We start from the raw sequence: 19,799 nt of genomic DNA on the forward strand, positions 1-19,799 counted from the left end.
ATCTAGCATCTAGCATCTAGCATCTAGCATCTAGCAAAAATATCTCTTAATCTATTATCATTCATAAGTTATTAAAACATGCCACATATAGAACATACAGATTACTATTCACATATTTTGTGTACAAGCATCAAAGTGGAAGTTACAGGACATTACGGTCATCCGGTCATAATGTTTCCGACTTCGCAGGGGCTTTATACCCAAAATCATGATTTTCATCTGAATGAAAGCGTTAACTGGTTCGTTGAACAGGGAAAAATCAAGCTTTATAATATCCAGACGATTGACAGTTGGAGCTTTTATGATGAAGGGATCTCTCCTCAACAAAGAATTAAAAATTATGAACGGTATGTGCAGTTTTTGATCCAGGAATTCGTACCCTACATTCAGAAAATTCATAAAACTCATCGTGTTGCGGTAGCAGGAGCAAGCTTCGGCGGATATCACGCTGCCAATTTCGCCTTCCGATTTCCGGATGTTGTTTCACACCTGTTTTGTCTTTCGGGAGCTTTCAGCATCAGGAATTTCATGGACGGATATTCCGATGATCTCGTTTATTTCAATTGCCCAAGGGAATTTGTAAGAAATGATGAAGCATGGAAATACAAGCATATGCACATTGTTTTAAGCACTTCTGATCAGGACATCTGTAAAGACAAAAATATTGAAATGGCAGAAATTTTACGTTTAAAAGGAATTGATTTCTGGTATGACGAAAGAAAGTGGATCAGTCATGACTGGCCGCTTTGGAGAATGGTTTTTCCAACATTTATTGGGACATTTTTCTTTTAATTTAAATAAAAATTAATACACATAAAAAAATACAACTATGGTAAAAAAAGTCGGAATACTATTCGGAATGGAAGATACTTTTCCCTGGGCATTTATTGATAAGGTAAACGAGCTTGGAAAAGGTGAAATCGTTGCAGAACCTGTAAGCATTGACAAACTTGAACAGGGCGCAGATTATGACTATGCCGTTATTATTGACAGAATTTCACAGGACGTTCCTTTTTACAGAGCGTACCTCAAAAATGCAGCACTGAATGGAACGTACGTCATTAATAATCCGTTTTGGTGGAGTGCAGATGAAAAATTTTTCAACAATGCTTTAATGATCAAACTCGGAATTCCTCTTCCGAAAACAGTTTTGCTGCCTTCATACGAAAGACCAACCAATACTTCAGAAACGTCTTTCAGAAATCTGAAATTCCCTCACGACTGGGATTATATTTTTGATTATGTGGGATTTCCGGCCTACATGAAACCGCATGACGGTGGCGGCTGGAGAAATGTGTACCGTGTCGAGAACCCTCAAGACCTCTGGGATAAACATTCGGAAACCGAGCAGCTTGTGATGATGGTACAGGAAGAGATTATTTTTGATGATTACTACAGAGTGTATTGCTTAGGCCGAAAATATGTTCATATTATGCCTTATGAGCCAAGAAATGCTCCTCACCTGAGATATGAAACAACTCACAAAACAGAAGGAAAAGAATTGGAAAAATTATTAAAAACCATTCATGATTACACCATTAAAATGAATGAAGCGTTGGGCTATGATTTTAATACGGTGGAATTTGCCGTTCGGGACGGAATTCCTTACGCCATCGACTTCTGCAATCCTGCGCCGGATGCCGACAGGAATTCTGTAGGAGAAGAAAATTTCGCTTGGATTGTGGAGCATTCCGCAAAATTGGCCATAGAAAAAGCCAAAGAATATGTTCCGGGGAAACCTAATATCGCCTGGGGGAATTTCGTAAAAGATTCTATACAATAAAAAACATAAAAACACGAAAAAAAATGCATCAGTTTACTATTGGGATCGAAGAAGAATATCAGATCATTGATGTTGAGAGCAGAGACCTGATCTCTCATGTTTCGAAAATTATTGAAGGCGGGAAAGCTGTTTTAAGCGAAAATTTAAAGCACGAAATGCACGAATCCATGATCGAAATGGAGACGGGAATCTGCCAGAATATTCAGGAAGCTAAAGCAGAACTAACCAACCTGAGAAGACATCTTATCAAAACCGCCCACGAACAGGGACTTCGCGTTTCCGGCGGTGGAACACACCCATTTTCAAACTGGGAACACAATACCATAACCAATGGTGAACGGTACAATAAAATTGTAGACGACATGGGCGATGTCGCGCGTGGAAACCTCATCTTCGGACTTCATGTACACATCGGAATACCGAACCGTGAAGAAGGAGTAAGAATCCAAAATGTGATGAGATATTTTCTTCCGCATGTCTATGCATTATCTACTAATTCACCATTTTGGATCGGCAGGAATACCGGTTTTAAATCGTATCGACAGGAAATTTTTGTGAAGTTTCCGAGAACAGGAATTCCTAGCTTTTTCAACTCTCTCGCAGAATTCGACAGCTATGTAGACCTCTTAGTGAAGACAGGTACGATCGACAATGCAAAAAAAATCTGGTGGGATCTTCGGGTGCATCCTTTTTACCCAACCATAGAATTCAGGATTTGCGATATGCCTTTACGAATAGATGAAACGGTATGCCTTGCAGCGATCATGCAGTCTTTGGTTGCTAAAATATACAAGCTGCACCAGCAAAATTTAAGCTTCAGAAGCTATAGAAGGTTATTGCTTAATGAAAATAAATGGAGGGCCTCCAAAAGCGGAATTGAAGCTCATCTTATTGATTTTGGTAAGGAGGAATCTGTGCCTTATCCTGATCTTTTAAAAGAACTTTTAGAATTCATCGATGATGTCGTAGATGATTTAGGATGCCGTAATGAAGTGGAATATGCCTGGAAAATTTTAGAAAACGGAACAGGTGCGGACCGGCAGCTCAGAATTTTTAATGAAACCGGTGATCTTACAAAAGTTGTTGATTATATGATCTCAGAAACCGAATATGGTATTACGCACGGAGAACCACTTCACAATATTTAATAAATTTGTATAAAATATGAAGTAGCATGAAGGATATTCGAATTGCATTACTGGATATGAATAATAACCAGGTAAATCAGGGATTTAAAAATATAAAAGAAATTTCTGAAGCTTTTCAGCAACGTTGTGTGGAAGAAAGCGTAACCATTAAGACGTTTGATGTAAGGTTTAAAAATGAAATTCCGGAGATTGAAGATTTCGACATATTTATTTCTTCCGGAGGCCCTGGAAATCCTCATCGGGAAGGATTGGAATGGGAAGATAAATTTAGCGGATTCTTAAATGCTATTTTTGAACACAATAAAAACAATCCTGAAAAAAAATATCTTTTCCTGATCTGTCATTCTTTTCAGCTGGCAAGTATTCATTGGAAGCTCGGAACGATCAATAAAAGAAAATCGTATTCTTTCGGGGTAATGCCGGTTCATAAAACCGAAGAAGGTGAACAGGAATTTTTGTTTAAGAATCTTCCAGATCCCTTTTATGCCGTTGATTCTCGGGCTTATCAATTTATAGAACCTGATCATGAGCGTTTTGAGGAATTGGGAATGAAAATCACGGCGATTGAGAAATTTCGGCCACACATTGATCTTGAAAGAGCGGTAATGGCTGTTCGTTTTTCTGAAGAAATTTTCGGAACTCAGTTTCATCCTGAAGCTAATCCTGAAGGAATGATGGAAAATCTTAAGGATGAAAAAAACAAATTGGCCATGATCGAAAATTTCGGTATGCAAAAATATCTTGAGACGATTGACAGAATTGATGATGAAGATAAAATCATTCTTACACAGTCCCAGATTCTCCCAAGATTTTTAGACTTTGCGAAACGGAATATTCTAAGCAGAATTCATGCTTTAATGTAGAAAATACTTCGATAAAAAATATATATACAATCGGGCTAAAATGTCCGATTTTTTAAATCACAAAGAAAAAGATTTATGATTCCAAAATACAGAAAACAGTTTAATCAGGATTTTTCACAGGAAAAGTATAGCCTGCTAAAAGAATATTTAAAACAAAAAAGCGGACTAGAACCGGGATTCAGAATTTCTGAGAGTCCTATTTTCTTAACAAAAGATTTTGAAGCTAAACTGATCCGTGCGAGCGAAAGCATTATTGACCAGATCAAGACTTTATCTCCAGACCTTTTACAAAAAGCCATTCCGGACAACTGCAGAGTTCCTAACGATACCGATAAGCCGCATTTCTTCACCATAGATTTCGGAATCTGTAAAAATGACAATGAAGAAATCGAACCACAGCTTATCGAACTTCAGGCTTTCCCTTCTCTGTATGCATTTCAAAAGATTTTTGAAGAATCTTTCTGTGAAATTTATCCGTTTCTTTCAGAAATCAGGAACAATATGTCTCAAGAAGATTTTAAAAATCATCTTAAGGATCTTATCGTCGGTGATGAGAACCCCGAAAATGTTATTCTCCTGGAAATTTACCCTGAAAAACAAAAAACACAAATTGATTTTATTTTTACCGAAAAACTGCTGGGAATAAAAACAGTTTGCCTTACTAAAATCAAAAAGAACGGCAAAAAATTATATTATGAACATGATGAAAATTTAATTGAGATTAAAAGGATTTATAATCGTGTGATTTTTGACGAATTAGACCGTATTCCGGATCTGAAAACGGAATTTGATTTCCGTGAAGATGTCGATTTAAAATGGATTACCCATCCAAACTGGTTTTTCAAAATTTCTAAATTTTTGTTACCGCTCTTAGAGCATCAGTTTGTTCCGAAAAGCTATTTTTTGCATCAATTTCCAGACGATGAAAACCTCGAAAATTTTGTTCTGAAACCTTTATTTTCTTTTGCGGGAAGTGGTGTTAATTTAAATCCGACAAAAGAAATAACAGACGCTATTGAAGATAAGGAAAACTATATTTTACAAAGAAAAGTTAATTATGAACCGGTTTTTGAAGATATCAACGGAGATTTTTCAAAAGGAGAAATCCGTTTGTTGTATATTTGGCATGAAAATGACGAACGTCCTATCCTGCTGGAAAATCTTGCAAGAATGACCAAAGCTGATATGGTAAATGTAGATTTTAATAAGAAAGATGCCATCTGGATTGGAAGTTCCAACGCTTTTTTTGCACAAGAATAAATTATAAAAACGAATATACAATGCATGAAACTTCAGCTTTTGAAGAATTTGAAAAGAAAACAAATTTTACACGAAGAAGAAATCTTCTGCCAGTCTGGATCAAAATCTGTGTCTGGTTCTTTCTCATCGGAGGTTTAGTCACAGCTTTGTTCCTTGGTATCGGACCTTTTGTAAGGGAATTTAAAATGTCAATTTACGGAATTCAGGCAACACATGTTTATACCCTTTACGGATTAATAACAAGTTGCCTACTCATCTATAAAGGAATTGTGGCATATGGGCTTTGGTTTGAACAAAAATGGGCTCCGCAAGCGGCGATTGTTGATGCTGTTATTGGTATTTTAGTCTGTGTCACTATGATGATTATACCATTTCTATTGCCTGAAACGAATACTTTTACCCTACGATTAGAGTTGATTCCATTATATTTTTATCTGGTAAAAATGCGGGAGATAAAGCCACTGTGGGAAAATCTATAAATTAATTTATAAAAGTAAGATAAAGTTTCGGCGGCATCTTCGATGCCGCCGAAACTTTTAAATATAATGATTAAATCTTATCGTCTTCGAGCAATTCTCTAGCCTGATAATCCTGTACCAGATCAATAGCATTGGAAATCACGTCGCTTAAAGCTGTTATAAATGTTCCTTCTTCAGCCATTCCCATTGCATGTTTCAGGGCTTCGATTTCCTTAGGAATAATTTCATAGCTCACATCTCTTCCTGAAGACTGCATTCCTTCAATGATAAGACCGTTGATTTCATCTTCCGTTCTTCCGCGAAGATGCTTTTCATTTCTGATGATGATATGGTCGAACATTCTTCCTGCAATCTTACCGCATTCCCTGATATCACTGTCTCTACGGTCTCCGACACCGGAAATAATACCGATCTTTTTTGTCGCTTCTACATTTTTAAGATAATCCTCAATAGCTTCATATCCCGAAGGATTATGGGCGAAATCAATCAGAACTTTAAAGTTTTTAAACTTAAAAACATTCAATCGGCCAGGGGTAAGCTGGGCGCTAGGTATAAAAGTTCTTAAAGAATTAGAAATATCTTCAATGCCAAATCCGTAAAGATAACAGGCGAGACTTGCAGCCAGAACATTTTCAATCATAAATTTTGCCTTACCCTCCATGGTGATCGGGAAATCTTTGGCCTTGCCTATTCTTATCTTCCAGTCTCCTTTTTTGATGGTAACAAACCCTTCTTCGTAAACGCAGGTAATTCTTCCTTCCTTCGCAAATTTCTGAATATGCGGATTATTTTCATTCATACTGAAAATTGCGACCTGACTGTCAAGATCGTTAATAATCTTCATTGAATACTCATTATCGGCATTCAGAATACTCCATCCGCCTTTCTTTACACTGTCGAGAACGACTCTTTTTACACGGGTAAGATCTCTCAGGTTGTGGATATCATTCATTCCGAGATGATCTTCTTCAATATTGGTCAAAACCCCTATATCACACTGTGAAAAGCCCAGTCCGGAACGTAAAATTCCACCCCTTGCCGTTTCCAGCACGGCAAATTCCACTGTTGGATCTTTTAAGATAAACTCTGCTGAAAGAGGCCCTGTAGTATCTCCTTTAGACAACATCGTATTCTGAATATAAATTCCGTCTGAAGTCGTAAAACCAACCCTGTAGCCGTTACTTTTTACAATATGAGAAATTAATCGGGTTGTCGTGGTTTTTCCATTAGTTCCGGTCACTGCAATAATTGGAATAGTGAAAGGTTTTCCCGGTGGATAAAGCATATCAACAACCGGAGCGGCAACATTTCTTGGGAGTCCTTCACTTGGAGCAAGGTGCATCCTGAAACCTGGCGCAGCATTCACTTCAATGATTGCTCCACCACTTTCCTTTAAAGGTTGAGTAAGATTTTCAGCCATAATATCAATTCCGCAGACATCAAGTCCGATGATTTTTGATATTCTTTCGGCCATTGTAATATTTTCCGGATGAATCATGTCTGTTACATCGATCGATGTACCACCCGTTGAGAGATTAGCGGTTGACTTCAGGTAAACGACCTCCCCTTTCTGAGGAACTGTTTCCAGTGTATAATTCAGTTTTTCAAGAAGCTCGGTGGTATCTTTGTCGATCTCAATTTCGGTCAAAACATTTTCATGCCCATACCCTCTTCTCGGATCGTTATTTTCTTTTTCAATGAGTTGCTGAAGATTCATTTCACCGTCCCCGACAACGTGAGCCGGAACTCTCCTGGCTGCAGCAACCATTTTATTATTGATGACCAGAACCCTGAAATCATATCCTGTAATGTATTTTTCAACAATGACGCGTTTAGAATATTTCTGAGCATGCTCCAGTCCTATTTTGGCAGATTCCCAATCGTTAACGTTAATCGAAGAACCTTTTCCATGATTTCCATCCAAAGGCTTAATCACCACCGGATATCCTATTTTTCTTACGACACTGTCTAAACCTTCTTCATCGGTAATAAGTTCTCCTATCGGCACCGGTATAGCCGCATCATGCAGCATTCTTTTGGTCAACTCTTTATTACATGCAATATCTACCGCAATAGAGCTTGTTTTTCCGGTAATCGTGGCTTGGAATCTCTGCTGATTAACGCCATAACCAAGCTGTACCAGCGAATTCGTTCCCAAACGTATCCACGGAATTTTTCTTGACACGGCTTCCTCAACGATACTTCCGGTTGATGGCCCAAGACGCACTCTTTCGCGGATTTCTTTAAGCTTCTGGATGCACGCATTCAGATCATAATCTTCTCCGTTAATCAAAGCTTCTGCGATCTTTACAGATTCTTCAGCTGCAAAAATTCCTGCATTTTCTTCAATATAATTAAATACAACATTGTAAACTCCCGGCGTTTTTGTCTCCCGTGTTCTTCCGAAGCCCACATCCATGCCAGCAAGGGTCTGAATTTCTAACGCAATATGCTCGATAACATGCCCCATCCAGGTCCCTGTTTCTATACGGTGAAAGAAACCTCCCTCTACCCCTTCAGAACATCTGTGACTAAATAAAGAAGGGATTAATTTTTCTATTCTTTCTCTGAATCCGTCGATCTTATTCGTGGGGAAATTTTCCATTTCTTCCAGATCCAACCGCATCTGTATCAGCTTCTTCCTCCTGATACTCCAAATATTCGGGCCGCGCAATGCCTGTATTTTTTCAATTTTCATAGTCTATTTGCATTTTTAATAGTTAACAATAACTGCATTTAGAATCAAAGATAATGCAAAACCCTAAACAAAACTATACCACGCTTGAATATTTACTAAAAATAATCTGGATTTTTTTATCATTCTAAAATCCTCAAAATCAATTTTATGTACCCTGAATTTTCTCAGCTGTTAATAATTTTTTAAATTTGCAACCTATGACGAAACCTGTTGGAAAATTAATTGTAATCGGCGGTGCTGTAAACAAAGGAAGTTTTGCCGAAACCGATTTTGATCAGAATATCGAAAAAAACCTGAACTTTTTTGAGAGAGGAATTCTTAGAAAAATTATCAACGAATCTAAAAATAAGGAAAATTCTGTCATTGAAATTATTACGACAGCCTCACAGATTCCACAGATCGTAGGTGCAGAATATAAAAAAGCTTTTGAGTTTCTAGGCGCAAAAAATGTGAATATTCTTGATATTCACAACCGTGAAGAGGCCAACTCTGACGCTATCGTTGCAAGGGCAAATGCTGCCGATGTTGTCATGTTTACAGGAGGAGATCAGCTCAGACTGACATCCATTCTTGGAGGGACAAGATTCCACGATACGATTTTACTGAAATATCAGGAGCAGGATTTTATTTATTCCGGAACTTCTGCCGGGGCTGCCGCTGCTTCTGAAAATATGATTTATCAGGGGAGCAGTTCTGAAGCTTTGCTGAAAGGCGAAATAAAAACCACACAGGGATTAGGACTTATTGATAATGTGATCATCGATACGCATTTCGTACAGAGGGGAAGAATCGGAAGACTTTTCCAGGCTGTAGTGAACAATCCCAGAACACTTGGGATCGGCCTGGGAGAAGATACGGGACTTTTTATTCATAATGATGTAATGACTGCCGTTGGCTCTGGGCTTGTCATTCTTGTAGACGGAAGGTTTATTAAAGACACCAATCTCACCAACATCAATCTCGGAGAGCCTATCTCTATTGATAATCTCACCGTGCATGTAATGTCTATGAACGATCATTATGACCTCACTACTAAAACCCTGACCATCGAGAATTCTCAATTTAATCCGATTCCTCAGGAAAAATAAAAAATTAAAGCATGTTCAGACATAAAGGCAGGACAAGAACTTATTACCACAATCTTCGTATAGCCTGCTTGCTGTCTTTTGTCGCCGGTATCGTAAATGTAGCAGGATATTTATCTGTCCAGACCCTTACAACGAATGTGACAGGCCATTTTGCATTCTTTATTGATGAGGTATTCAATTTACGGTTTTGGAAAGGCACTGTATATTTCCTGTACATTCTTTTCTTCTTCTTCGGATCATTTACTTCCAATTTTATGATCGAATTTGCTTCCCGAAGGAACAGTAAATACATGTACATCATCCCTACTCTGATTGAATGCTTACTTTTACTATGCGCAGGCCTATGGGGAAATTATTTCATTGCATACAATTCGGTACTGCTTTCTTTTATCCTGCTTTTTGCCATGGGTTTGCAGAACTCTCTGGTGACAACCATTTCCAATGCAACCGTTAGAACCACACACCTTACAGGGCTATTTACAGATCTCGGAATCGAACTCTCGCAACTTTTCTTCTACAGAGAAGCAGAGCAGAGAAAAAAGCTTCTTTCTTCTGTAAAGCTCAGAATCTCAATCATCGGTTTTTTCTTTCTGGGAGGAATTACCGGAGGAACGCTTTACGGTTTCATTACATTAAAGATACTTATCCTGGCAGCAGCTATTTTAGTGTCGGGGATCATATATGATTTTATAAAAATTGGCTATCTTGTCTACAAAAAACAACATTAAAATGAAGGTAATAATTCACGGTGGATTTTTCTCTGAAAGCGATCAGAGTCATGAGGTAAAAACGGCGAAACAGGAATCTTTAAAGAACATTGTAAAAAAAGCCTTTGAATATTTACAGGATCATTCAGCGTTTGATACTGCAGCATTTGCCGTTTCCCTGCTTGAAGATGATGAACTGTACAATGCAGGGACAGGATCTCAAATCCAGAGTGACGGAGTGATCAGGATGAGTGCAGCAATTATGGATGGAAAAACCGAAAAAATGAGCGGCGTGATTAACATTCAGGATGTAAAAAATCCAATTTTTGTAGCAAAAGAGCTCATGAAAGAAGACGACAGGGTCTTAGGTGGAAGCGGAGCGAAAAAATATGCCACAGAGCACGGCTTTGAAAACTTTTCAACGGAAATTCCGAAAAGAAGAGAAGAATATCAGGCAAAATTAAACAATGGCGGAAAAGGCACCGTTGGCTGTGTCGTGATTGATAAAAACGGGAAATTAGCCGTTGCCACCTCTACAGGCGGGAAAGGATTTGAGATTCCTGGAAGGATTTCCGATTCTGCAACCGTGGCCGGAAATTATGCCAATGCTTTCTGTGCTGTAAGCTGCACAGGAGTAGGTGAAGATATCGTAAGCAATGCAACAGCAGCAAAGATCGTTACAAGAGTTACTGACGGAATGTCTCTGCAAAATGCTTTTAAGAAAACGTTTGAAGAACTGAAAACAATCGACGGATTCGCAGGAGCTATTGCCATTGACAAAGATGGAAATATCTATCATCAAGACTCCTATCCTACTATGGTTTTTGCAAGTTTTGACGGGGAAAATTTAGAAACTTTCAATTAAATTTAACATTATTTTATATTTCTGTCATTTTTTTTGGCACGTATTTTACATGATTACTAATAACAAATTTTAGTATTAACATTTAAAAAATAGAAATCATGGGAAATAAGACAAAAGGTTTATTAGCGTTAGTTGGTCTTGGAGCTTTAGCATATTGGAAATATAAAAATTCAAGCCCTGAACAAAAGCAAATGGTAAAAGATAAAATCAACAATGCAAAGGATAACCTAAACAAATGGGGAAATGATCTTAAAGATAAAGCTAATAATGTCGCTTCCCAGGTTCAGGACAAAGCAGATGAATTTAAAAACAAAGCACAGGATACTGTAAATAAAGCGCAGGAAACTGTAGGATAAGACTAGTTATTTTAACATTCATATATTCAGAAAGTCATCGTAATTAAAAACTACGATGACTTTTTTTGTGCTTCTATTGCAAAAACAAGCGGGATCTTATTTCCAAATTGCGGAATTCTCCACTTCCCTTTTTCAAATTCTTCTACATGCCTGAAACAAGGATAGGGTGACCAGTTGTATTCTTTAAACTGATGAATATCGATTCCATTATTAATCAAACTTTGAAGAACCTCCGCCAGAGAATGATTCCACATTACATATTCCTGAACAATATCTGCAGACTGATCTGCATAGGTACCTTCATAAGTTTCTACGATCGGTTTTTCATTAAAATAATTGTATTTCACCCCTTCAAAATCATCATCAAACATCCATACGACAGGATGAAATTCTGCCATAATGAATTTTCCATCAGGCTTAAGAAAATGTGAAATAACGTTTGCCCACCGTTCCAGATCCGGCAGCCAGCCAATTGTTCCGTAGCTCGTAAAGACAATATCAAACTGCTGATCAAGAACATTCGGGAGATTGTATAAATCTGTGCAAATAAACTGTGTGTCGGTACCACTTTTTCGAGCCAGTTCTTTTGCTGCATCGATGGCTTTATCCGACAAATCAATTCCGGTAACTTCAGCGCCAAGCCGTGAAAGAGAAATTGAATCCTGACCAAAATGGCATTGCAGGTGCAGAATTTTTTTATTTTTTATATCACCTAAAAGTTCCAGCTCGATAGAATTCAGTGAAGTTCTGCCTTCTAAAAATTCATTCACAAAATAAAAATCCGATTGTAAATGAGGCTCAACTTTGGCATTCCAGGATTTTTTGTTGATTTCTAAATAGTTTTTCATGACTATATTTTGGGTCTAAAAATATAAAAATAAATGTAACTGCAATTATAATCCTAATTTAAAGGAATTAGATTAAAAAGGACTTTTTATTATTCTTTTGATATAAGATTACTTTTTTACAAGGTAAGGTTACATTCTTGAGAAGTGAAGTTACTTTTTTATGTGGTAGTTTTACATTGGCACGAGGTAAAGTTGCTTTTTTACATTGTAGAGTTACATTTTTGCGGTGTAAGGTTACTTTTTTAAATGATGATTTTACTTTGGCACGATGTAAAAAAGATATTCTTACGTTGTGAAGTAATATTTTGACATTTATTCTCTCTCAATGACAATAGACGTATAAAGACTATAGAGTTTCCAGCCTAATAATTCATATAGTTTTTTACCTTGTTCTGTGGCAACCAAAAAATTAGTAAAAAAGCCTTTTGACAGTGCTATTTTTTCAAGCTCTTTCATTAAAAAGCTCGCCAGGCCTTTTCTTCGATGATCTTTTTCCGTAAAAATTCTGTCATACACAGCAAGATCATCAACAAATACAATGCGTCCTGATGAAGCTACTACATTATTTTCCATAATATTGACCAAAAAAGTAGATTGATACTGTTTATATTCGAATATGTATTTATCCGGTAAGTTTTTATCGGCAAATTCCATAGGAGAAGAGCAGTACATCATGTATCCTTGTGGCTGCAAGACCCATCTTTCCGGGATTTTGTCTTTAAACTCATCGAAAGATGCACATACTTTCAGGAAAATCCAGGGCTCATTAATGGTTTGTGCCAGTTCAAAAAAATCATCATTACATGTTGGAAATACATAACGCTTCCTTTGCCTTTCTTCTCCTACATCCACCATCAATCCGGATTTATGGCGCACGGGCAATGGCAGTTGTCTTGACAGTGACCATGCTTTAAGCCACTTTTCAATAAGGTCTGATGAAACTTGTCCGTCCATACAATAATGATTACATAAAAGTCAGCAGACATCCCATTACAGAACCCAAAACAACAATCAGAGCACTATTGATTTTTCTATATACAAAGCTTAGAAAAAGACAGACAACAGCAATCAGAATCGTCCTCCAGTCAGTAACAGTATCTATTCCCATGCTAATGCATACGGATATAATAATAGCAACAGAAGCAACATTTACCGCATCCAGAAATAATGAAAAAATTGTTGACTTTCTCATTTTCTTTACTAAAGGATTAAGCAAAGCAACGAAAAGAAATGACGGCAAGAAAATCCCGAGAGTTGAAACAGCTGCTCCGGTCCATCCGTTAATCTGATATCCTATAAAAGTCACCGAAGAAAAAACCGGTCCGGGAGTGAATTGTCCTACGGCAATGGCGTCTATAAGTTGCTTTCTTGTCATCAGTCCTGTAGAGACAAGCTCAGCATCCAGAAACGCAAACAATACATAACCGCTTCCGTAAAGGATAGCGCCAACTTTAAGGAAAATAAGAAATAATTTAATATGTAATGGGGATAATAAATCGTTTCCCGATCCATGTAAAGAAATAATGGGAATAAGATTTTTTAAATCTTTCGACTTTCCGGAGTTTATAAAATATAAAAAGACATAAATTATCCCGGCACCAAAAAGAAGAAGGATTTCATTAACACCCAATAATGACCCTGTTAACGCAAGCAATCCTAAAATAATCAACAGTCCTGTTTTCAAAGATTTTTTTGCCAGCGGAAAAATTGCTGACAAAATAATAGCGATGATAGCGGGCTTAATGCCGTAGACAAAAGGCTGAACTTCCGGTAATGATCCGTATTTTTTATACAGCCAGGCAAAAATACCTGTAATAAAAACTGCAGGAAGAATAAAACAAACTCCTGCAGTAATTAATCCTTTCCAGCCTCCCTTTTCTCTTCCGATATGGATCGCCATTTCCGTACTGTTGGGACCGGGAATTAAATTGGTTGCTCCTATCAGATCTAAAAAATGCTGTTGCGTAAGCCATTTTCTTTTGGTAACAACTTCATCCTGCATCATTGAAATATGTGCAGCCGGCCCGCCGAAACCGATGATTCCCAATTTGAGAAAAAGTTTAGCTATTTCTTTTAAGTCTTCTGTATTTTTCATGGCATTACAGAATTCTCAGAATGATATTATTTGTTTAAAAACTCTTCTAAAGTAACCGTTTTCTGCTCTCCTGCTTCTAGATCCTTATATGTTACATTTCCGTTCTTAATTTCTTCCTCGCCAAGGAAAACAAGATTTTTAATTCCTTTTTTCTCAGCATAGGTAAACTGCTTTCCGATCTTTGCAGATTCAGGATAAAGTTCGGCAGAAATTCCTTTTTCTCTTAACTGTTTGATGATTTTTAAAGCTTCAAGCGTTTCATCACCCCCGAAATTAGCAAACAGAAACTCCACTTTTGAGGTGGCTTCTTCAGGAAATAAACCTAATTCTTCCATAACCAGGTAAATCCTGTCCAAACCAAAAGAGATCCCTATTCCCGGAATATTTTTAACTCCGAAAACTTCTGTAAGGTTATCATATCTTCCACCACCACCAATAGAGCCCATCTGAACTTCATCAGCTTTCACTTCGAATATCGCTCCGGTGTAATAATCCAGTCCTCTTGCAAGCGTGATATCAAATACCAGATTCTGAATATCAACACCCAAATTCAGGGATTGCGTGATCACGAACTCTAATTCTTCCACCCCTTTCAATCCTGTTTCGTTTCCTGCAAACTTTTCTTTGAGCTGAAGAAGATTTTCCAACGCATCATCTGATTGGGTAAAAAGGAAATCCAGTTTATCAATAGATTCCTGAGTAATTCCTCTTTCAATAAGTTCTTTAACTACGCCATCTTTTCCTATTTTATCCAGCTTATCCAGGGCTACCGTGAAATCAATAAGCTTATCTGCGATTCCGGCATAGTCGGCAAGGCCAGAGAGTATTTTTCTGTTGTTGATATGAATTGTTACGGAAACACCCAATTCTGCAAATGACTTCAAATATAACTGAACCAGGTCTACTTCCTGCAAAAGGCTTTCGCTGCCCACTACATCCGCATCACATTGATAGAATTCTCTGAATCTTCCTTTCTGTGGACGATCCGCTCTCCATACCGGCTGAATCTGATACCTTTTAAAAGGAAAAGTAAGCTGATTGTGGTTCATCGCTACAAATCTTGCAAAAGGTACGGTAAGATCGTAACGAAGGGCTTTATCTGAAATCTGTGAAGTTAATTTCTGATGATTTTTGTTCTCCCAGTCTTCCTGATTTACTTTTGAAGTGTAATCTCCTGAATTTAAAATCTTAAAAATCAGGCGGTCTCCTTCCTCTCCGTATTTTCCTGTTAATGTCGAAAGATTTTCAAAGCTCGGTGTTTCCAATGGCTGGAACCCGAATAATTCGAAGTTTTTCTGTAAAGTCGTAATAATAAATCTTCTTCTTGCAACTTCCAATGCTGTAAAATCTCTCGTCCCTTTTGCTAAACCTGGTTTCATTCTATAATTGATAAATGATGATTAATGTATAAGTGCTGCAAAAATAAGGAATTGAACTGACTTTATCCTACAAATAAGAGCTGAAGAAACAATCTTCTCCAGCTCAGGATTATTCATCACTTGTGTTTCTATTAAATAATCAGATGTTCTCTAAAATGTCAAGAATCTCTTCTCCGTAATTTTCTATCTTATGCTTACCAAATCCTTTGATATCCAATAGCTCTTCTTTGCGTACAGGTTTATATTTTGCCACGGACGCCAGTTCTTTATTCGTTGCTATGAAATACGTCGGAAGGTTCTGCGCTCTTGCTTTTTCGGAACGCCATTCTTTGAGAGCAAAAAGGATTTTCTCTTCGTCGGAACTCAGCACATCATTTTCAGCGGTATATTTTGTTTGCTTTGATTCTCTCACTGTGTTGACGGTTATTTTCAATTCATCAAAATATAATACAACCGACCAGTAATTGTCATCATTTACAAAAGCCGTTTCAACTTTTACAATCTGGTGAGATTCGAGAAAATCATCAAGCATATGCTGATCATCATGTAAAAACTCCGGCTGCAGTCTGATTTTAAAAACTTTCACTTTCATCATTTGTGTTTTTATTATTTGCCTCCCAAAAGCAGAATTTCATCTACTCTGATCTCAGTAATATACCTTTTTACACCGTCTTTATCATCGTATGATCTGTATGTCAGCTTGCCTTCAATCGCAATTTCTTTTCCTTTCGGCACATATTTCTGAAAGATCTCGGCAGTTTTCCCAAAAGCGATCAGATTATGCCATTGTGTTTCCTCTACCTTCTCACCTTTTGCATTGGTGTAATAATCGCTAGTAGCAATAGATACTACTGCTTTTACGCTTCCGTTTTCGAAGTTTACCATTTCAACTTCTTTTCCTGTGTAACCGATTAATGTTACTTTGTTTCTTAGTGACATAATTCTATTTTTTTAAAGATTAATACTAAATCTGAGACGTTCACCTGTTTCTCAAATCTCTGTTGCAAAGATTGCCGAAAACTGAAATTCAAGTCGGTACGAAATTATTTAAATTCGTTTGTAGTCGTTTGAAAACGATTATCGCAAACAATCTGAAAATTTACCCGTTTGAAAACGGATAATTCCGTACCTTTGAGTAGATATGAAGAAAACCATTAAAAGAACGCTGAGAGTCTCAAAATATGTAATTTACAAAGAAACACTGGTAGACTACAAAGAACATTTCTGGTCATTCCTGGGAGCGTTTTTCGGAATTGGAATCATTGCTTTCATCCAATCGCATTCTTTATCGGCAACAGAAAATATTTTTCTTATCGGATCTTTCGGAGCCTCCAGTGTATTAATCTATGGAGCGATACAAAGCCCCCTAGCACAACCCCGGAATCTCATTGGCGGGCATGTGATCTCAGCCTTGGTAGGCGTTACGATATACAAAATCGTGCCTGATATTATCTGGCTTTCGGCGCCTCTTGCTGTTGCTTTCTCCATTGTCATGATGCAATATACAAAGACCCTTCATCCTCCGGGTGGCGCCACTGCATTGATTGCAGTAAGCTCAACCGGTAAAATTCCGGAGCTGGGATTTTGGTATGTATTATCGCCGGTTCTTTCCGGATGTCTTATTCTTTTAACAGTAGCACTTTTTTTCAATAATATTACCTCTAACAGAAGCTATCCTACTCACAGCAGGTTCCTGAGGTTGCTAAAGAAAAAACATGCTCATCCACACAAACTGAAAAAATAAAATTATGGACTGTCTTGAATGCGGCGAAAAAATCATCGGGAGATCAGACAAAAAGTTCTGCAACGATGCCTGCCGAAATGCTTACAATAACAAACAGAACAAAGATTCTAATAATCTGATGCGTAATGTCAATAATAAGCTTCGCAAAAATTACAGGATTCTTTCAGAAGTGAATACAGATGGCAAAGCGAAAGTTCCCCGCTCGAAACTCGATGGCTTAGGTTTTGATTTTGATTATTTTACCAATCTAAAGGTTTATAAAAACGGTTCTGAATATAAATTTATATACGACTACGGCTATAAACTTTTGGATGATGATTTTGTTTTAATCGTTAAAAATCAGTCATAAATATCAAACGCAATAATGAAATGAAAGACATCATACTGATCACCGGAGCAAGCGGACTTATCGCCCAAGAGCTTTCCAAGAGGCTTGAGAAAAACTATACCGTTCGCTTCTTAACCCGAAATAAAAAGCACGACAATGAGTTTGAATGGAATATCAAAGCACAGACTATGGATGAAAATGCACTTGAAGGAGTCTCACATATCATACATCTGGCGGGTGCCAATATTTCTGAAAAACGGTGGACAGATGAACGAAAAAAAGAGCTGATCTCCAGCAGAATTGATTCTGCCGGACTTATTTTAAAGAAACTACAGGAGCAAAATATTAAACTGAAATCTTTTATAACCGCTTCCGGGATCAATTACTATGGAACAAAAACCACAGATAAAATTTTTAATGAGAATGACCGTCCGGGAGATGACTTTTTAAGTGAAGTCGTTGTCTTATGGGAAGCAGCCGCCGACCAGTTCAAAAAGCAAAACCTTGCGGAAAGAGTGGTGAAAATCCGTACAGCGGTTGTTCTTTCAGAAGAGGATGGCGCCTTAAAGAAGATGCTTCCAACCATCAAAATGGGAATAGGTTCCCCTCTGGGAACCGGAAAACAATATATGCCGTGGATCCATATTAAGGATATTGTTGCGATCTACGAATATGCCATTCAAAATTCAGAGATGGATGGAGCTTTCAATGCTGTGTCGCCTCAGCATATTACCAATGAAAATTTAACCAAAACAATTGCAGAAGTTATAAGGAAACCGCTCTTTATGCCGAATGTTCCGGGATTTGTTTTAAAACTTATTTTTGGTGAACTGGCAGATGCTTTATTGGAAGGTTCAAGAGCCTCCGCCGGAAAAATTCAGAAAGCAGGGTTTCATTTTAAGTTTCCCGATCTAAAAAAAGCTTTAGAAGATTTATTAAAGAAATAATTACCAAGATCATACAATCTATGTCTAATACAAACGTTAAGATAGAAAAAACAGAAATATTATCAGACAACTGGTATACCTTGAAGAAAGTAACTTTCACTATTCAGAAAAAAAACGGCAGCGTTGAGCAACAGAGCCGTGAAGCATACGACCGTGGAAACGGCGCCGTTATTCTGTTGTATAATAAAACATCGGGTACAGTGATTTTAACGAGACAGTTCCGTTTGCCTACATTCATCAACGGAAATCCTTCAGGAATGATGATCGAAGCGTGTGCCGGACTGCTGGATAATGACAATCCCGAAGAGTGCATCAAAAGGGAAACGGAAGAAGAAACAGGATACCAGATTTCCCATGTCGAGAAGATCTTTGAAGCCTATATGTCACCGGGATCCGTAACGGAGATCCTTCATTTCTTCATCGCCGAATATTCAAAAGAAATGAAGATCGCAGACGGTGGCGGACTTGAAGATGAGGGCGAAGATATTGAAGTCCTTGAACTTTCTATTAATGATGCCCTGGCAATGATCGACTCCGGAGAAATTAAAGATGCCAAGACCATCATGCTGCTCCAATATGTAAGACTTAAAAATATTCTTTAAATTCATAAAAGTTAATTAAATATCATGAAATTATTATATACTGCCGGCCTTTCATTAGTTTTATCCATGCCGGTTTTTGCACAGAAGACAGAAAAGCCGGGTCCGAAAGACAAAGCTGTTATTGAACATTTTAAAAACGACTACAAAAAGAAAAGCTATAAGAAATTTGCAGGAAATATGGTAGTAAAAGACAATCAGGTGCTGTTTGACAGTAAAGTTGTTTTTTATGATAAATCTGATAAGATCACCAAGGCTATTCTTCAGGAAGGATTGATTTATCCTCAGCTTTTAACCGATTTTCAGATTGATAAGTTTGAAAATGAAGACAGTGACAGAACCCAGAAAAGATTTGCCAAACTGCAGAAAAACTGGAAGGATGCTTTCGATGTAAACAATATCAGGTTTTACAATGCTTCGGAACTTGCATTTTTAAGCACTGATGACAAAGTAAAAAGATTCAGAATCTTGTGTAAGGATCAGAAGTTTCCTAATACGATGATCTATTATGTAGAACTTACCAATAAAAATGCGGTGAAAGGTACCTCATTAGAGGATTTTATTAAAAATTCGAAAGTAACGCATATTTACCAGAGGACGGAATAGTTTAAA

22 protein-coding genes are annotated in these 19,799 nt (G+C 37.5%); 15 read left to right on the forward strand and 7 right to left on the reverse strand.

The genetic code is table 11. The annotated features are described in order from the left end of the window. The first annotated feature begins 78 nt into the window (after window positions 1-78). From AC3WV0_RS04595 to AC3WV0_RS04620, 6 genes are all read left to right on the forward strand, one after another. Window positions 79-792 (forward strand): alpha/beta hydrolase-fold protein, encoded by a 714-nt coding sequence (locus tag AC3WV0_RS04595; protein ID WP_488844380.1) that lies wholly within the window; start codon window positions 79-81, stop codon window positions 790-792. Between the two features lie 37 nt (window positions 793-829). Continuing rightward, complete coding sequence (locus tag AC3WV0_RS04600; protein WP_488844382.1) at window positions 830-1,783, forward strand: ATP-grasp domain-containing protein; 954 nt, start codon at window positions 830-832, stop codon at window positions 1,781-1,783. A 23-nt stretch (window positions 1,784-1,806) separates the two neighbouring features. Next, window positions 1,807-2,931: a carboxylate-amine ligase gene (locus AC3WV0_RS04605; RefSeq protein WP_090000751.1), complete on the forward strand. Its 1,125-nt coding sequence runs from the start codon at window positions 1,807-1,809 to the stop codon at window positions 2,929-2,931. A 26-nt stretch (window positions 2,932-2,957) separates the two neighbouring features. Beyond that, the gene (locus tag AC3WV0_RS04610; RefSeq protein WP_488844384.1) at window positions 2,958-3,794 is read left to right on the forward strand and encodes a type 1 glutamine amidotransferase; all 837 of its coding nucleotides are present in this window, start codon (window positions 2,958-2,960) and stop codon (window positions 3,792-3,794) included. Between the two features lie 75 nt (window positions 3,795-3,869). Then, complete coding sequence (locus AC3WV0_RS04615; RefSeq protein ID WP_488844386.1) at window positions 3,870-5,054, forward strand: hypothetical protein; 1,185 nt, start codon at window positions 3,870-3,872, stop codon at window positions 5,052-5,054. Between the two features lie 20 nt (window positions 5,055-5,074). After that, window positions 5,075-5,533: a hypothetical protein gene (locus tag AC3WV0_RS04620; RefSeq protein ID WP_488844388.1), complete on the forward strand. Its 459-nt coding sequence runs from the start codon at window positions 5,075-5,077 to the stop codon at window positions 5,531-5,533. A 70-nt stretch (window positions 5,534-5,603) separates the two neighbouring features. Here the strand turns inward: AC3WV0_RS04620 and cphA are convergent, their stop codons facing one another. After that, entirely contained in the window at window positions 5,604-8,231 is a 2,628-nt protein-coding gene (cphA, locus tag AC3WV0_RS04625; protein ID WP_488844390.1) for a cyanophycin synthetase, read from the reverse strand. A gap of 197 nt (window positions 8,232-8,428) precedes the next feature. Here cphA and AC3WV0_RS04630 point away from each other — a divergent pair, with 197 nt between their 5' ends. The 4 genes from AC3WV0_RS04630 (at window position 8,429) to AC3WV0_RS04645 (ending at window position 11,247) form a co-directional block, all read left to right on the forward strand. After that, window positions 8,429-9,319 carry a cyanophycinase gene (locus tag AC3WV0_RS04630; protein ID WP_488844392.1) on the forward strand — a complete coding sequence of 297 codons (891 nt, stop codon included), beginning with the start codon at window positions 8,429-8,431 and terminating at the stop codon, window positions 9,317-9,319. Between the two features lie 11 nt (window positions 9,320-9,330). Then, a complete protein-coding gene (locus AC3WV0_RS04635; protein ID WP_488844394.1) occupies window positions 9,331-10,047 on the forward strand; it encodes a YoaK family protein in 717 nt (238 codons plus the stop codon). Window position 10,048: 1 nt separating this feature from the next. Further along, on the forward strand, window positions 10,049-10,891 hold the full coding sequence (locus AC3WV0_RS04640; RefSeq protein WP_488844396.1) for an isoaspartyl peptidase/L-asparaginase: 843 nt from the start codon (window positions 10,049-10,051) through the stop codon (window positions 10,889-10,891). A gap of 98 nt (window positions 10,892-10,989) precedes the next feature. After that, complete coding sequence (locus AC3WV0_RS04645) at window positions 10,990-11,247, forward strand: YtxH domain-containing protein (RefSeq protein ID WP_090000744.1); 258 nt, start codon at window positions 10,990-10,992, stop codon at window positions 11,245-11,247. A gap of 50 nt (window positions 11,248-11,297) precedes the next feature. Here AC3WV0_RS04645 and AC3WV0_RS04650 read toward each other — a convergent pair whose 3' ends face one another. The 6 genes from AC3WV0_RS04650 to AC3WV0_RS04675 form a co-directional block, all read right to left on the reverse strand. Beyond that, a complete protein-coding gene (locus AC3WV0_RS04650) occupies window positions 11,298-12,095 on the reverse strand; it encodes a class I SAM-dependent methyltransferase (protein ID WP_488844398.1) in 798 nt (265 codons plus the stop codon). Between the two features lie 312 nt (window positions 12,096-12,407). Next, complete coding sequence (locus AC3WV0_RS04655) at window positions 12,408-13,049, reverse strand: GNAT family N-acetyltransferase (RefSeq protein ID WP_488844400.1); 642 nt, start codon at window positions 13,047-13,049, stop codon at window positions 12,408-12,410. 10 nt (window positions 13,050-13,059) lie between these two features. Continuing rightward, the gene (chrA, locus tag AC3WV0_RS04660; RefSeq protein ID WP_488844402.1) at window positions 13,060-14,190 is read right to left on the reverse strand and encodes a chromate efflux transporter; all 1,131 of its coding nucleotides are present in this window, start codon (window positions 14,188-14,190) and stop codon (window positions 13,060-13,062) included. A gap of 26 nt (window positions 14,191-14,216) precedes the next feature. Next, the gene (hisS, locus tag AC3WV0_RS04665) at window positions 14,217-15,569 is read right to left on the reverse strand and encodes a histidine--tRNA ligase (RefSeq protein WP_488844404.1); all 1,353 of its coding nucleotides are present in this window, start codon (window positions 15,567-15,569) and stop codon (window positions 14,217-14,219) included. Between the two features lie 139 nt (window positions 15,570-15,708). Continuing rightward, window positions 15,709-16,164, reverse strand: a complete 456-nt coding sequence (locus AC3WV0_RS04670) for an HRDC domain-containing protein (protein WP_488844406.1) — start codon at window positions 16,162-16,164, stop codon at window positions 15,709-15,711. Window positions 16,165-16,175: 11 nt separating this feature from the next. After that, complete coding sequence (locus AC3WV0_RS04675) at window positions 16,176-16,508, reverse strand: single-stranded DNA-binding protein (RefSeq protein WP_090000738.1); 333 nt, start codon at window positions 16,506-16,508, stop codon at window positions 16,176-16,178. Window positions 16,509-16,710: 202 nt separating this feature from the next. On the opposite strand from AC3WV0_RS04675, the gene AC3WV0_RS04680 reads away from it, so the two are divergent. From AC3WV0_RS04680 to AC3WV0_RS04700, 5 genes are read left to right on the forward strand one after another with little or no spacing between them, the layout of a single operon-like run. After that, a complete protein-coding gene (locus AC3WV0_RS04680; protein WP_488844408.1) occupies window positions 16,711-17,313 on the forward strand; it encodes an HPP family protein in 603 nt (200 codons plus the stop codon). 4 nt (window positions 17,314-17,317) lie between these two features. Continuing rightward, the gene (locus AC3WV0_RS04685; protein ID WP_090000736.1) at window positions 17,318-17,662 is read left to right on the forward strand and encodes a hypothetical protein; all 345 of its coding nucleotides are present in this window, start codon (window positions 17,318-17,320) and stop codon (window positions 17,660-17,662) included. Window positions 17,663-17,682: 20 nt separating this feature from the next. Then, the gene (locus AC3WV0_RS04690; RefSeq protein ID WP_488844410.1) at window positions 17,683-18,588 is read left to right on the forward strand and encodes a TIGR01777 family oxidoreductase; all 906 of its coding nucleotides are present in this window, start codon (window positions 17,683-17,685) and stop codon (window positions 18,586-18,588) included. Window positions 18,589-18,608: 20 nt separating this feature from the next. Next, window positions 18,609-19,190: a GDP-mannose pyrophosphatase NudK gene (gene nudK, locus AC3WV0_RS04695; protein WP_488844412.1), complete on the forward strand. Its 582-nt coding sequence runs from the start codon at window positions 18,609-18,611 to the stop codon at window positions 19,188-19,190. Between the two features lie 24 nt (window positions 19,191-19,214). Continuing rightward, complete coding sequence (locus AC3WV0_RS04700; protein ID WP_488844414.1) at window positions 19,215-19,793, forward strand: hypothetical protein; 579 nt, start codon at window positions 19,215-19,217, stop codon at window positions 19,791-19,793. The last annotated feature ends 6 nt before the right edge of the window (window positions 19,794-19,799 follow it).

It is taken from the genome of Chryseobacterium sp. 27AL, assembly GCF_057815395.1.

Bases quoted from the DNA above. Each gene is read 5' to 3' on its own strand.
- nudK (WP_488844412.1), top strand. From the start codon at position 18,609: ATGTCTAATACAAACGTTAAGATAGAAAAAACAGAAATATTATCAGAC.
- AC3WV0_RS04640 (WP_488844396.1), top strand. From the start codon at position 10,049: ATGAAGGTAATAATTCACGGTGGATTTTTCTCTGAAAGCGATCAGAGT.
- AC3WV0_RS04690 (WP_488844410.1), top strand. From the start codon at position 17,683: ATGAAAGACATCATACTGATCACCGGAGCAAGCGGACTTATCGCCCAA.
- AC3WV0_RS04670 (WP_488844406.1), bottom strand. From the start codon at position 16,164: ATGATGAAAGTGAAAGTTTTTAAAATCAGACTGCAGCCGGAGTTTTTA.
- AC3WV0_RS04620 (WP_488844388.1), top strand. From the start codon at position 5,075: ATGCATGAAACTTCAGCTTTTGAAGAATTTGAAAAGAAAACAAATTTT.
- AC3WV0_RS04600 (WP_488844382.1), top strand. From the start codon at position 830: ATGGTAAAAAAAGTCGGAATACTATTCGGAATGGAAGATACTTTTCCC.
- chrA (WP_488844402.1), bottom strand. From the start codon at position 14,190: ATGAAAAATACAGAAGACTTAAAAGAAATAGCTAAACTTTTTCTCAAA.
- AC3WV0_RS04675 (WP_090000738.1), bottom strand. From the start codon at position 16,508: ATGTCACTAAGAAACAAAGTAACATTAATCGGTTACACAGGAAAAGAA.
- hisS (WP_488844404.1), bottom strand. From the start codon at position 15,569: ATGAAACCAGGTTTAGCAAAAGGGACGAGAGATTTTACAGCATTGGAA.
- AC3WV0_RS04645 (WP_090000744.1), top strand. From the start codon at position 10,990: ATGGGAAATAAGACAAAAGGTTTATTAGCGTTAGTTGGTCTTGGAGCT.
- AC3WV0_RS04595 (WP_488844380.1), top strand. From the start codon at position 79: ATGCCACATATAGAACATACAGATTACTATTCACATATTTTGTGTACA.
- AC3WV0_RS04680 (WP_488844408.1), top strand. From the start codon at position 16,711: ATGAAGAAAACCATTAAAAGAACGCTGAGAGTCTCAAAATATGTAATT.
- cphA (WP_488844390.1), bottom strand. From the start codon at position 8,231: ATGAAAATTGAAAAAATACAGGCATTGCGCGGCCCGAATATTTGGAGT.
- AC3WV0_RS04630 (WP_488844392.1), top strand. From the start codon at position 8,429: ATGACGAAACCTGTTGGAAAATTAATTGTAATCGGCGGTGCTGTAAAC.
- AC3WV0_RS04700 (WP_488844414.1), top strand. From the start codon at position 19,215: ATGAAATTATTATATACTGCCGGCCTTTCATTAGTTTTATCCATGCCG.
- AC3WV0_RS04650 (WP_488844398.1), bottom strand. From the start codon at position 12,095: ATGAAAAACTATTTAGAAATCAACAAAAAATCCTGGAATGCCAAAGTT.
- AC3WV0_RS04655 (WP_488844400.1), bottom strand. From the start codon at position 13,049: ATGGACGGACAAGTTTCATCAGACCTTATTGAAAAGTGGCTTAAAGCA.
- AC3WV0_RS04615 (WP_488844386.1), top strand. From the start codon at position 3,870: ATGATTCCAAAATACAGAAAACAGTTTAATCAGGATTTTTCACAGGAA.
- AC3WV0_RS04635 (WP_488844394.1), top strand. From the start codon at position 9,331: ATGTTCAGACATAAAGGCAGGACAAGAACTTATTACCACAATCTTCGT.
- AC3WV0_RS04610 (WP_488844384.1), top strand. From the start codon at position 2,958: ATGAAGGATATTCGAATTGCATTACTGGATATGAATAATAACCAGGTA.
- AC3WV0_RS04605 (WP_090000751.1), top strand. From the start codon at position 1,807: ATGCATCAGTTTACTATTGGGATCGAAGAAGAATATCAGATCATTGAT.
- AC3WV0_RS04685 (WP_090000736.1), top strand. From the start codon at position 17,318: ATGGACTGTCTTGAATGCGGCGAAAAAATCATCGGGAGATCAGACAAA.